The sequence below is a fragment of the Thalassobacillus pellis genome, from assembly GCF_016908295.1.
Lineage (GTDB): Bacteria > Bacillota > Bacilli > Bacillales > Halobacillaceae > Thalassobacillus > Thalassobacillus pellis.
Map to the genome: position 1 here is coordinate 111,922 of NZ_JAFBDO010000003.1, position 13,164 is coordinate 125,085.

Annotated in this window: 13 protein-coding genes; 8 read left to right on the forward strand and 5 right to left on the reverse strand. The window is 41.1% G+C overall.

The genetic code is table 11. The features are described from left to right. Nucleotides 1-188: 188 nt before the first annotated feature. On the forward strand, nucleotides 189-1,397 hold the full coding sequence (locus tag JOC33_RS11125; RefSeq protein WP_205092608.1) for a Bcr/CflA family efflux MFS transporter: 1,209 nt from the start codon (nucleotides 189-191) through the stop codon (nucleotides 1,395-1,397). A 65-nt stretch (nucleotides 1,398-1,462) separates the two neighbouring features. Here the strand turns inward: JOC33_RS11125 and JOC33_RS11130 are convergent, their stop codons facing one another. From JOC33_RS11130 to JOC33_RS11145, 4 genes are all read right to left on the reverse strand, one after another. Then, the gene (locus JOC33_RS11130) at nucleotides 1,463-1,663 is read right to left on the reverse strand and encodes an SHOCT domain-containing protein (protein ID WP_205092609.1); all 201 of its coding nucleotides are present in this window, start codon (nucleotides 1,661-1,663) and stop codon (nucleotides 1,463-1,465) included. Nucleotides 1,664-1,690: 27 nt separating this feature from the next. Next, on the reverse strand, nucleotides 1,691-2,203 hold the full coding sequence (locus JOC33_RS11135; RefSeq protein WP_205092610.1) for a hypothetical protein: 513 nt from the start codon (nucleotides 2,201-2,203) through the stop codon (nucleotides 1,691-1,693). Between the two features lie 144 nt (nucleotides 2,204-2,347). After that, nucleotides 2,348-3,034: a response regulator transcription factor gene (locus tag JOC33_RS11140; protein WP_205092611.1), complete on the reverse strand. Its 687-nt coding sequence runs from the start codon at nucleotides 3,032-3,034 to the stop codon at nucleotides 2,348-2,350. Next, nucleotides 3,027-4,469: a sensor histidine kinase gene (locus JOC33_RS11145; RefSeq protein ID WP_205092612.1), complete on the reverse strand. Its 1,443-nt coding sequence runs from the start codon at nucleotides 4,467-4,469 to the stop codon at nucleotides 3,027-3,029. The genes JOC33_RS11140 and JOC33_RS11145 overlap by 8 nt, the downstream gene beginning before the upstream one ends. Before the next feature lie 334 nt (nucleotides 4,470-4,803). On the opposite strand from JOC33_RS11145, the gene JOC33_RS11150 reads away from it, so the two are divergent. After that, the gene (locus tag JOC33_RS11150) at nucleotides 4,804-5,820 is read left to right on the forward strand and encodes a DUF3231 family protein (RefSeq protein WP_205092613.1); all 1,017 of its coding nucleotides are present in this window, start codon (nucleotides 4,804-4,806) and stop codon (nucleotides 5,818-5,820) included. Nucleotides 5,821-5,830: 10 nt separating this feature from the next. Next, a complete protein-coding gene (locus JOC33_RS11155; RefSeq protein WP_205092614.1) occupies nucleotides 5,831-6,289 on the forward strand; it encodes a hypothetical protein in 459 nt (152 codons plus the stop codon). A 140-nt stretch (nucleotides 6,290-6,429) separates the two neighbouring features. Here the strand turns inward: JOC33_RS11155 and JOC33_RS11160 are convergent, their stop codons facing one another. Further along, complete coding sequence (locus tag JOC33_RS11160; protein ID WP_205092615.1) at nucleotides 6,430-7,005, reverse strand: hypothetical protein; 576 nt, start codon at nucleotides 7,003-7,005, stop codon at nucleotides 6,430-6,432. A gap of 192 nt (nucleotides 7,006-7,197) precedes the next feature. On the opposite strand from JOC33_RS11160, the gene JOC33_RS11165 reads away from it, so the two are divergent. The 5 genes from JOC33_RS11165 (at nucleotide 7,198) to nirB (ending at nucleotide 13,148) form a co-directional block, all read left to right on the forward strand. Then, nucleotides 7,198-8,460 carry an ammonium transporter gene (locus tag JOC33_RS11165; protein WP_205092616.1) on the forward strand — a complete coding sequence of 421 codons (1,263 nt, stop codon included), beginning with the start codon at nucleotides 7,198-7,200 and terminating at the stop codon, nucleotides 8,458-8,460. Then, nucleotides 8,457-9,464, forward strand: coding sequence for a DUF294 nucleotidyltransferase-like domain-containing protein (locus JOC33_RS11170; protein ID WP_239534151.1), 1,008 nt, complete (start codon nucleotides 8,457-8,459; stop codon nucleotides 9,462-9,464). The genes JOC33_RS11165 and JOC33_RS11170 overlap by 4 nt, the downstream gene beginning before the upstream one ends. Then, complete coding sequence (locus JOC33_RS11175) at nucleotides 9,458-10,180, forward strand: exonuclease domain-containing protein (protein ID WP_239534152.1); 723 nt, start codon at nucleotides 9,458-9,460, stop codon at nucleotides 10,178-10,180. The genes JOC33_RS11170 and JOC33_RS11175 overlap by 7 nt, the downstream gene beginning before the upstream one ends. 64 nt (nucleotides 10,181-10,244) lie before the next feature. Next, nucleotides 10,245-10,571, forward strand: a complete 327-nt coding sequence (locus JOC33_RS11180; protein ID WP_205092617.1) for a MerR family transcriptional regulator — start codon at nucleotides 10,245-10,247, stop codon at nucleotides 10,569-10,571. 249 nt (nucleotides 10,572-10,820) lie between these two features. Further along, complete coding sequence (gene nirB / locus JOC33_RS11185; RefSeq protein WP_205092618.1) at nucleotides 10,821-13,148, forward strand: nitrite reductase large subunit NirB; 2,328 nt, start codon at nucleotides 10,821-10,823, stop codon at nucleotides 13,146-13,148. Nucleotides 13,149-13,164 lie beyond the last annotated feature (16 nt).

Genomic DNA, 13,164 nt, shown 5'->3' on the forward strand with positions numbered 1-13,164 from the left:
GGATTCCTCCTAAAAGCATTCTCTATATACTATTTTTTTGTGCATTTTTTTTCTCCGCCAGGAACATTGAAGTTTAAGACAACAGAGTCTAAATTAATGGAATTCTGCTTCTATTAAATGTAAAATCATAGATTAGCAGCATAAGTGTTCGATTTAGAAGTTTGAGTCAGGAAAGGTGTCTGAATTATATGATCCATAATCCAACAGGAAAAGAACGCATCGGTCTGGCTTTTTTATTGGGGATGCTAGGGGTATTAGGACCGCTTAACATTGATATGTATTTACCAAGCTTTCCTGGAATTGCGGAGGAGTTCGGGGTAAGTGCCTCCCTTGTACAGCTCAGTTTGACTGCATGCCTGGTTGGACTTGCTGCAGGGCAGATAGTGGTAGGGCCGATCAGTGATGCACAGGGCAGAAGAAAACCACTGATGATATTCATTTTCCTATTCGCATTATCATCGTTATTTTGTGCTTTGGCGCCAAATATTGGTCTTTTAATTGTCGCCAGGTTCTTGCAAGGTTTTACTGCTTCCGCTGGAATTGTACTTTCCCGTGCAGTTGTACGTGATGTCTTCAGTGGAAGAGAGCTTACGAAATTCTTTGCACTTCTTATGGTCATCAATGCGACAGCACCAATGATTGCTCCGATAACTGGTGGAGCCATCCTACTGCTGCCATTCGCAAGCTGGCAGACAATTTTCTATTTTTTAGCATTATTAGGACTGCTAATAGTTTTGACGGTTGCTATACGACTGCCTGAAACGTTACCTCGTGAAAAGCGAATACCAAGTTCAATTGGGGAAGCCCTTCGAACAATAGGCAGGCTGTTGAAAGATCGTTCATTCATTGGCTATGCCCTCACCATCGGATTTATTCACGGAGGAAGCTTCGCCTATGTATCCGGAACTCCATTCGTGTATCAGGGTATTTATGGGGTGTCCCCGCAAGTGTTCAGTATTTTGTTCGGGATAAATGGTCTGGCAATAATCACCGGAAGTTTCATCATTGGCCGCCTTGGAGGAATCATTCACGAAAGGAGTCTGCTTCGAGCTGCTGTCATCATAGCAGTAAGTGCCACTTCGGTCCTTCTGATTATGACCATCATAGAAGGACCGTTGGCAACACTAGTGATACCGATATTCATTTATATGACTTCCATGGGAATGATTCTGACTAGTACCTTCACACTTGCAATGGAGCATCAGGGGCATCGCGCTGGGAGTGCAAGTGCTGTCCTGGGAATGCTTCCGTTAATTTTCGGTTCCATCGTTTCACCATTAGTTGGTATTAATGAAACCACAGCCGTGCCGATGGGGCTGATTTTATTCCTTACTTCATCTATCGGTTCTATTGCTTTTTTCACTCTGACAAAAAAGTCTGCAGTAAGAGAAGCTTAAAGTAAGTCCAAAGAAAAAGAGACCGTCCATATATTCTAAAGCCGATAGGACGGTCTCATTTTTTTTTATTTCTTAATAGTTTCTTTAAGAGTCTTATATTCGTCGATAGATATTTCACCTTTGGCAAGTCGTTCTTCTAGTATATTTATAGCAGTATGGCTGTTGTGAGGATTTTCGTAATACCTCTGTTTCAAGAGAATGATAGTGATAATAAGCAGGCCTGCCAGTAGTAAGAAACCAATGGGGTGAAAATAACCCCAGTGCATGATTCATCACTCCTTAGCTCATTAAAATTAATTCATATACTGATACTTACTGTGTTTTTGCCTTCTCCTTCCCCATGGTTTAAACACAGAAATAGCAAAAATCAGAATAAGGGTGAAAAGCTGTAAAATGATACCAACCCAAAGGTCCAATTGTACAATAGCGCTAGTGGTCGGAAACGTTGTTGAGGTTACCTTCGTAAGGGCACGATTAGTCCAAGCTTCCATAGCCCAAACATTTAAACCAAATAAAAGGAGGGTTAAGCCTTCCTTCGCTAAAATCCAGTAATATTTGAACAAGCCCCACTTCGTCCAAACGGAGAGCAGCACTCCTGTAATGATTGTTGCGAAAGTGGAGGCTCTTACAGAAGTCTCGGATAATAAATGCATGATTTGATAACAGGCTTCCATGAGATTACTATCTTCCGTTGAAGAGGCAGCGATGCTAAGAAGGAGGAAGGTAACCATGTTTCCGAACATAATTGCACAGAACAAAAGGTGGAAAATTAGGAGCCACCTTCTGGGCTTTATGGACAAATTCAATTTTCATCACCTCCTTGTCTTGTTTCTTTAATGTAGCAAGCAGGAATAAACGAACTCTGAATTAAATATAAAAAATTGATAAACGATGGAATAAAAAACACTCTTCCCCACAAAAGGTAAGAGTGATGAATAATCGTTAAGCTATTATCCTTTAAAGCGGTACCCTGCACCCAAAACCGTCAGGATATACTGTGGATCGTTGGTTTCTTTTTCAATTTTTTTGCGGATTTTTTTGATATGGACAGTAACAGTCGCGTTATCCCCTAAAGCATCCAGCCCCCATATTTTTTCGAATAATTGCTCCTTTGAGAATACCTGATTTGGATGAGTAGCTAAAAAGGTAAGTAAATCAAATTCTTTGGTAGTCAACTCAACCTCTTTTCCATCTGTGAAAACCTGTCTGGACGAAGGGTTAATAAGGAGACCGCGAATTTGGATTTCTTCAGATGCAGGGTGTTGAATCAATCGTTGATACCTTGCTAAGTGCGCTTTTACCCGTGCAACCAACTCGGTGGGACTGAATGGTTTGACGATAAAATCATCAGCTCCTAACCCGAATCCTCGTACTTTGTCCATATCTTCATATTTGGCTGAAACCATCAGGATCGGAATATTCGATTCTTTACGTATTTGTTTGCAAATTTCAAAGCCACTGATGGAAGGGAGCATTAAATCGAGGAGTATTAAATCATATTTTTCATTTCTCACTGCTTCCAGTCCGGCTTTTCCATCAGAAGCAATATGGACCGCAAAGTTTTCTATCTCCAGAAAGTCTTTTTCCAATTCAGCAATTGTATGATCATCTTCTATGATCAGTATCTTTTTACTCATAACTTTCACCTTCATTGACAGACTTTTTTAGAATAAAGTGAACACTTAATCCGGCGCCCTCAGCATTTTCCGCCCACATGGAGCCTCCATGTGCCTGGATGATTTGTGCTGCGATTGCCAGTCCAAGACCGCTTCCGCCTTGATGGCGGGCTTGTTCTGCCTGGTAAAATTGGTTGAAAATGTGTGAGAGTTCAGAGGAAGGGACTCCTGGCCCGTTGTCCGTAATGCTTATTTCGACTTCTTTTTCTCGATTTATAAGTGAAACAGCAATCCTGCCATGTTTTTGTTCCATATATTTTACACTATTATAGATAATATTTTCGATGGATCGAGCCAGCTTGTCCCTGTCTAATGTAACCATCAGCTCTGTTTCTTCTGTGCTAAATGTGACCAATATGCCTTTTTCATGAAGATCGTCTTTTATTTCATCAATATAATCCTGTACGAATTCATTCATATTGACTATTTCAAAGTTGAACGGCAGCTTTTTTAAATCCAAGGTTGAATATAAAGATAGTTCCTCTATCAATCGATTCATATAAGCTGCTTTCGTGTAGATGATTTCAAGATAGCGCCGGCGTTTGTCCTCCGTATTCGCTACTCCAACTTGTATTCCTTCCACATAACCCATGATCGAGGTGATTGGGGTTTTAAGATCATGGGAAATATTAGCAATCAATTCCTTCCTATTACTTTCATATTTCTCTCGCAGTTCGATGGATTCCTTCACTTGAGATCGCATGGCATCAAAAGTTCGCACTAGTCTGCCAAGTTCATCGTTCCTAGAGGAATGGATGGAAAAGTTATAATCTCCGTTTTTCATTTTAAAGGATGCTTCGGATAGCTGGTTAACCGGTCTCAGTATACTCTTCGATACTAAATAAGATAATATACCGTTGGTCAGTACTAAGATTATAACCAGGGAAAGAATAATAACTGGGAAAAATGTTCGGGCAAAGGTGGGAAAGGACTCGGAACGACTCAAAAGATAAATTGCGCCTTTCGTGCCATCAGCAAAATAAAAATCATGATGTCTAATGGTATACGGTGTTTTTCCCAGCCATGTATATGTGGAATTATCTTTAATATCCTTCAAGTCTTTGTGAGAAAGAGTAGTTAAGGAATCTGACGCATAAAGGATTTGTTTTCCTTTATTAATGATGATTTTCAGGTTTTCACTATCTGCCTGTTCGGTTAATTTATTAATGTATTGTTTATCATCCAGCTTTCCTTGTTCTAAGGAAGCAGTTTTCACTAAACTATCGTATAGCTCTATATTCTCTGAGGCACGGTGCATCCATTGATTGCCGGAATCCTGGAAGCTTTCTCTTCCCCCTAGGACGATATGCAGCAAGACGAGAATGAAAATGATTATGATGATCGGCAATAGGATCATTGCCGCATTCGACATGAAAAGGCGTTTACGAATAGACATTCTTTTCTCCTTCAATAAGTAGTTATATACGTACTATACATAATAAATAGTGCCGCTAAACATTTATAAAAAAATTTATAAAAATTTTATAAATAATGCTGTCGAGAGATATTGAAATACGTATCGTTCTCAAATTCCAATTACCGCAAATTCGCATTCGCCAAACAGACCCCAGGGATTATTCGTTACCCCGAAGAAGATATCATGACAGGTTAACAAAATTCTTAAGATATATAGCCTCTCATTAGTTTTTTGAACTTTTGAGGGGCTTTTTATATTTTCTTTTAATTAGGACAAGATAGAATAAGGATTTTTATTTGGGAGGTTTATTATTATGCAGACGGAACACAACATTCGCCTTACCACCAGTGAATTGGCCTCGCTGTGGACTGCTTACATGAATAATAGCATGTCTTATTGTATGCTTAAGTATTTTAAAGAACATACCCAGGATAAGGACATTCTTTCTGTAGTTGAATTGGCTCTTCATATATCCGAAACGGTGCTGGGGAACATTGAAGAGATCTATAGAAAAGAAAATCATGCGATTCCTGTGGCTTTTAATGAACAAGAGGATGTTAACCTCCATGCGCCAGCATTATATTCGGATACTTTTCACTTAAATTATATTCATAATATGGCGAGGCACGGTATGACTTCGTATGGATCTTCTTTTGCTGGCTGTGCACGTTCTGATGTCCTGGAATTAATGTCCAAAACTATTGATATGACCAGAGAATTATATGAAAAGTCATTACATGTTTTATTAGAAAAAGGATTATATTCCAGACCGGCGTCTATTCCCCTCCCTGAGAAAGCCGAATTCATTTCAAAACAAGGTTATTTAACGGGATGGTTTGGGGAAAGAAGACCGATGAACACGATAGAAATCATGAATTTCTATAATAATATACAGCGCAATGCTGTTGGAAAAGCTCTTCTGTTAGGGTTTGGACAAACAGCCTGCTTGAAGGAAGTTCGAAATTACATGGCCAGGGGGGCACAAATTGCTGATAAAGTCATCAAAATTCTGGCCCATATCTTATCCGAAGAAAATATTTCTGATACGCAGACTTTTGATTCAGAAGTGCTGAAATCAACAACAGCACCTTTTTCAGATAAGTTAATGATGTTTCAGGTATCGCTTTTATCGGGCATGTCAATTGGATACTATGGGGTAGCCTTAGGGACTGTTTCCAGACATGATTTAGGCACAAAGTTCATGCGTATCATGATGGAGGCCATGCATTATGCAGAGGATGGAGCGAACATTCTTATTGAGCATGATTGGATGGAAAAACCTCCTGCTTCAATTGATAATATGGAGATAGCAAAAACTAAAAGGAAATAGTGATAGATGCGTGGAAAAGAATCCGGTTGAAAAACTATTATGGTCTGTCGCGTTACCAGGGTTTGGTCAATTTTTAAACGGGAAATATTTCAAAGGTACTTTATTAGTGATCCTAGAGTTTCTAATCAATGTACAAGCTAACTTTAATGTGTTGATTATTTCAAGCTTTCAAGGGGATATTCAAAAAGCGGTCGAGCAAGCGGATTATGCGTGGCTGATGTTTTATCCATGCTTGTACTTTTTTGCGATATGGGATGCCTGGAAAGACGCAGGCGGAGGAAAAAGCAGGTATGATTTCTTGCCGTTTGTATTCGCAGCTTATTTTGTTACCATTGGTTTAATTTACTCTTCAAGCCTGACCCTGTTCAATATTTTGTTAGGGCCGTTATGGCTCCCGATGTTATTTGTTATTCCAGGAATAGCAAGTGGGTTTCTTATTCAAAAAGTAATGATTAAAATAACGGGATGAATTATTCAGAGGCCATGGTTTCGGTATTACCGAGAACCATGGCCTCTGATTTTTATATTAAGGTATGCTTGGAGCTTTGTAAAAAAACGCAAGTGATATTCACAAACCTCCATTAGGGCCGTTCTTAGTGAAATACGACTTTAATAGGCATCCGTAGAAGTTGCAGGTTTCTCTTCTGTGAAAAAATGCAATTTATTCGCAGCGAACAAACCAGTGAACGCTCCGATAAAAAGGGCAAATAATATGGTGCTAAGGGAGCCGATGAGTCCAAATTTCATTGTCATGAGGAACAATATAGCAACTGTCAGAAAGGTCATGGTTGAAAGCGAAATCCAGAGCGTACGATCTTTTATTTTAGAGGATAAAAGAGGGGTAAGTACTGGTTTGTCTGCTTCTTTGGCAATGGCTTTGAGCCTTGGTAAATTAACTAGTGGCCCTGTGAGAGTCATGCTTATCAAGGTGATAAGTGAAACGTTCACCCAGGCAATATTCCATCCCCAGGAAACAGAAGTGAGATAGATACCAGGTAGTAAAATGAACAATACACTTACAGGAAGCACTTTATCAGATTTTACAGCCAAACCTGCCCAAAGCCTAATAGCTTCAATTTGGTTAGTGCGTGACATGGCAGCAACTGCAGTTAGAACAAGGGAGACACCAGCAAACATAAGAATTACACCGAAGATGTGCAAAAACAAAAAGACATTGTACACCATTCCAATCCCTTCTTTCCGTTTCTTTCACCCTATTATAAAGGAAAAAAGAAGAGTGTTGGTAAAAAGCATTCGACAATTAAAAATACTGTGTCAGATTTTCTTACATACTCGTTGTGCGAATTTTCAGAAGTTGCTATGATTTTTATTGACACGTTATGTTAACAAATATGACATATAGGGAGAGAAGTTTATATGGATGCTTTGTTCTTGATGAACAATCTATGGATTGTGGTTTGTACGGTTCTGGTTCTGCTGATGCAAGGAGGATTCATTTTATTGGAGGCTGGGTCAACAAGGATGAAAAATGCCGGTCATATTGCCGGTAAAACGGTATTTACTGTCGGTATTGTTTCCATAGTCTTTTGGGCATTTGGGTATGGGCTTATTTACGGTGAAGGGAATGCACTTATTGGATTTGGGAATTTCTTTTATGGAGATGCCACAACAATGGGAGAAGGACTGGCAGGATCTGTAGACTTCTTTTTTCAGCTGGCCTTTGCTGCAATCGCGATGACGATTGCATTTGGCGGATTTGCTGAACGTGCGAAATTAACCGCCTATGTAGTTTTTGCATTACTGTTTTCTGTACTGATCTACCCAGTAATCGCTCATTGGATCTGGGGTGGAGGCTGGCTGGCAGAACACGGCAAGCAGGATTTCGCAGGTTCGACAGTTGTCCATCTCACAGGAGCTATGGCAGCCTTAGCTGCAACCATTATTTTAAAGCCGCGGATCGGAAAATATAACAAAGATGGTTCTTCCAATGAAATTGCCGGACATAATCAGGTATTTACAGCTCTCGGCGTACTTGTCCTATGGGTAGGCTGGTTCGGGTTTAATGCAGGGAGCACATTCGGCGTTGCGGATGCCTTTTTCGGGTACGTGGCACTTAATACACAATTGGCGGCAGGTGCCGGAGCGATAGGTGCTATGCTTATTGTATGGGCAGTTACCGGTAAAGCCGATGTACCGACTACTTTGAATGGCGCCCTTGCCGGTCTAGTGGCAATTACGGCTTCCTGTGCTTTTGTGGAGCCATGGGCGGCAGTGGTCATCGGGTTAATCGGAGGTATCATCGTATTCTTCAGTATGCGTTTTTTTGACCGGAAAAGAATCGATGACCCGATTTTTGCCTTATCGGTCCATGGAACCGTAGGGGTGTGGGGAACGTTGTCTAATGGCTTGTTTGCTACACCGGAATTAGCAACCGTGGGAAGGCCGGGCTTGTTTTACGGCGGCGGATTAGAACAGCTTGGCGTGCAGGTGCTGGGTGTAGTGAGCTGCGGTCTATATGCGTTTATCGTTTCTTACATTCTTTTGAAAGTAATGGAGAAAGTGATGGGAGGTCTCCGTGTCACCGAAGAGGAAGAAATCATCGGGCTTGATCTTAGTGAACACGGCGGTTACGGCTATCCTGAAGCCTTGTCCCGTCCGGAAACGAAAACAGGATCATGATTAATGGCAGTCGTTCTGAAAAAGGAATGGTGTCTGTGTTATCTAATTATACAGAGATAAAAAAATGGCGGCAGGAAAATATCCTGGAGGCAGCCGATAACCACAAAGAATTGAATGATTTTCATGATCAGGTCATCCGGAAAACGGTCCGGCTGGTAATGGAAAAGGTAGAGCGTGAGCAGGGGGAGCCACCTGCTCCCTTTGCGTTTTATTTAATGGGAAGCGGGGGCAGGTCAGAGCAGCTGCTGTGGAGTGATCAGGACCATGGTATTGTGTTTGATGGCCCGGATACATGTCAGCACTATTTCCTGGCACTTGGGAAAGAAATCAGTCAGGCTTTAATGATCGTTGGTTATGAAAAGTGTGATGGGAATATTATGGCTTCTAACCCCGTCTGGTGCAAGTCGCTCACGGCTGCCAGGATACAAAATTTAGAGTGGCTGAAAGAAGCTAGCTGGGAAACTCTCCGCTACTTTTCGATATTTACTGATTCGCGGGCCTTGATAGGCGATGAAAACTTATTAAAAGAACTGAAAGGGGAGGCGTTTGATATGCTGGATAACCACCCCCATCTATATGCTCGCCTGATTGATAATATGGAATTCATTAAAAGGAGCATCGGTATTTTTGGCCAGCTGCTCCCTGAGCAAAGCGGAGGAAAGGCTGGTCTATTGGACTTGAAGGAAACGGCGTTTTTCCCATATGTCAATTCGACTCGCGTATTAGCATTGAAAAAGAACTGCTTTGCTTCATCGACACTAGAAAGGTTTAATGAGCTTGCTGCCTTATATCCTTTTGTGGAGTCTTTTAAAAAAGATTTCTCTAATCTGCTGGAGTTTCGACTGGCATACGGCAGAAAAGCGAAAAGCTATGATAAGATGCACGAGATTTCAATCAGCTGCATGTCTAAGCATGAAAAAAAGGAATTGAAGCGGTTGATCAAGCATGGTCACGAGCTCTTTTCTAAAACCAAACAATTAATCAAGCGTGAGGACAAATGGTGAATCCATTTATCCAATTGGTAAAGCATCTTTCCAATAGTCTTGGAGGTATTACTTCGCTGAACCAGACGAACCCTGGGAAAGTCGCTTATTTGAGAAATTTGGAACGAGAGTTGCAGTCGAGAGATGTGCTGGATATTCCCTTTGACGAGCTGCCCGTGGTCGTTTTTGATTTAGAGACAACTGGCTTTTTCCCTTATACAGGAGACAGGATTCTCTCCATCGGGGCTGTAAAAATGATCGGGACAAAAATAATCGAGTCGGAAACCTTTTATTCGCTTATTTATTGTGATTCACTTTTGTCAGAAGAGGTCAAGGAGCTGACAGGTATTACACAGGAAATGGTGGAAAAAGCGCCTTCGCTCCGTGATGTCTTGAAAGACTTTTATCGTTTTATTAAAAGTGATGTGCTTGTTGCCCATCATGCGATTCATGAACAACAGTTTATGCGTCATGCTACATGGCTTGCCCTTAGAAAGAGTTTCCAACACCGGATTGTCGATACATCTTTTCTGACTAAAATTGCGTATAAGGAAAAACAGCTTGTAACCCTGGATGAATGCTGTAAATATTATGGAATAACAATCACACAGCGACACCATGCCCTGCAAGATGCCATGGCTACTGCGCTATTATGGAAGGAAAATATCAACGAAATCCAGAAAATGGGCTACTATAGCTTAAAAGACGTTTATATTCATCTCGCTAAACAGGGTTGAGGCATACTATATAAGGAAGCCCTTTACTGGCAGACGTTAAAAAATTAAAGAGAGGAGAGGGGCCGTGTCTGAAGATTACAAGACGAAAAAAGTGATTTCCATTGGTGTGGTAAAGGAACTTACAGGCCTCTCAGAAAGACAGATTCGCTACAATGAAGAAAGAAAATTAATCTTTCCGGAACGTACACCAAACGGGACACGAAAATATTCTTTTTCAGATATTGAAACTTTGGTGAAAATAGCGGAAAAACGGGAAGAAGGCGTCCAATCGATGGAATTGAAGCAAGAACTAAAGAAGGAAAAAGACAGAGAAGAGACAGAAGCTCAAATGCGCAAAAAAATGATTCGTGGACAATTGAATGCCCATTTTCGCATGAACGAAGGGCGGTAGTTGGCAAGCTAACCTGCAAATAGCAGGTTGGCTTTTTTTATTAAACCTGGTTAGCGCGGAAGGGATTCTTATTTACTTGTATCGTGAATGCCTATGCTAATAAGCAAATCTAAATGAAAAAACTATGTAAGCTTTCCTTACATATGTAATGTTTACCATAAATATCCTTGCTAGACTAATAAACAATCAATGAAATATAAAAAATTTCCAAATCCTCAATCTTATACATTACCTGTTGGAGGTGAATGAATGAGTAAACAAAAGCTTGTTGTAATTGGAAATGGAATGGCAGGAATGCGTTGTGTTGAGTATATACTCGCGGAGGACCCATCCAAATATGACATCACTGTTTTTGGGCAGGAGCCACATGGAAACTATAACCGGATCATGCTCTCTTCTGTCCTTCAGGGAGATGCTTCCTTTAAGGAAATTATCCTTCACCAACGTAGCTGGTATAAACAAAATAATATTAAGCTATTTGCAGGTGAGGAAGTAGTTTCAATTGATAAGGACCAGAAAAAAATAATCAGCAAAAAAGGCAGAGAAGCTTCCTATGACAAATTGATTTTAGCAACTGGGTCATCTCCATTCATTTTACCTCTTCCTGGCGTGGAGAAGGATGGAGTCCTTAGTTTCAGGACTATACTGGATTGCCAAATGATTATAGAAAAAGCAAAAAGGCATAAAAAGGCAGTGGTCATTGGCGGCGGTTTGCTAGGTATAGAAGCTGCCAAGGGGCTCTTGCATCAGGGGATGATAGTGGATGTCATTCATATCTCAAATTATTTAATGGAAAAACAACTTGATCCAACAGCTTCTCATATGTTGAAAAGCAAGCTGAAAAAGCAGGGGATGAATTTTCTGCTTGATAGGGAGACCGAAGAAATAATTGGCAATAAAAGAGTAAAAGGCTTACGGTTCACGGATGGTTCGGAAATAGAGGCTGATCTTGTGGTCATGGCCGCTGGTGTCAAACCAAATGTGAAACTGGCAGCCGACAGCGGAATCAATACGAATCGCGGAGTTATAGTTGATGACTTTCTGCAAACCAGCAGCCCAGACATTTATGCGATCGGGGAATGTGCAGAGCATAACGGGAGGGTTTATGGGCTGGTGAAGCCTTTATTTGAACAGGCCGCTATTCTCGCGAAGCATTTGTGCCAAAAGCAAACTTCCAGTTACAAGGGTTCTATTCTTTCCACTCAATTGAAAGTTTCAGGCATCGATGTTTTTTCAGCAGGAGACATCCTGCCTTCATCAACGACACCAACTATTCAATATAGAAATGACATTGAAGCGATTTATAAAAAGGTATACTTCGATGGAGATCGAGTAATTGGAGCAGTACTTTTTGGAGATACGAGGGGAAGTACACAGCTACTGGAGGCGATCACCAAACAAAAAGTGTTTTTGGACCAGGATAAATATTCTTTATTAAATACATCCAGCTCCACTAGTAAAGCAGCTTCAGCACCCCTTAGTGAACATATTTGTACGTGTAACAGCGTAACCAAAGAAACAATCATCCATGCTGTTAAGAAAAAAAGTATCTCAACAGTGGAAGAAGTGAAAAAATGTACCAGGGCTTCGAGTTCATGTGGTGGATGCAAGCCAAGGGTCGCTGAACTGCTGGATTATATCCGTAGTGACAGCTATGACGAGGAAACTGGCGATCGATCGTTCTGTAAATGTACCACCTTAACAGAAAAAGAAGTTGTCGAAAGAATAGAGAATGGTGAATTTTTGAGTGTGCGGGTGGTAATGGATAAACTCGGCTGGCAGAACAAAAATGGTTGTTCGATTTGTCATCCCGCTTTGAATTATTATCTTAGCAGAAAGAATCCTCTCTTTTATTCAAAGGAAGAGAAGCTGCCTCTCCCTCATGATGGAGGGCGGATGGTAACACCGAAATTAGAAGGGGGGGTACTCGATACCCGCAAGCTAAGAAGTATTGTTGAAATAGCTGAAAAGTACCCTTCCACCCAAATTGCTGTTTCAGAGGAACAACGTGTCCATTTGTTCGGTATGAAGCGGGAGGATGTCCCGGGTATTATAGAGGATCTAAAAATGCCTATTGAGCGTAAAGGAGAGCCTCAGATATTCATCAAGGCGGATATCGCCCCGTCCGGATGCGGATGCAAGAAGTATGATGCACTTCCATTGGTGCAAAACCTTGAAGGAATGCTAGGCGTGCTCAAGCCTCCCCATTCTATAAAAGCAGTCGTGTCGACGTGTAAGCATTCTGTTCATGCCTGCAGGAAGAACGATTTTGCTGCAGTAAAGGTGTACGATTGTTGGGAAGTATATGTTGGGGGCAGTTTTGAAAGTCAAGCAGGCGAATTGTTTTGCGTTATCCAAACGGAAAAAGAGGCAGGCCAGGTGATAATGGCACTGATTGAATATTACAGAAGCACGGCGTTCTATCAGGAAACGGTCCAGGATTGGCTGAATCGATTAAACATGATAGCTGTCAGGGAAGCTATTTTCTCTAAAGAATCACAAGACCAGTTACTTTCAAGTCTGGAAAGACACATTTCCATTGTTAATGGTCCGGAGGGTGTAGGCACGCTGGGATGAGAAAGGGGTGTGTAAA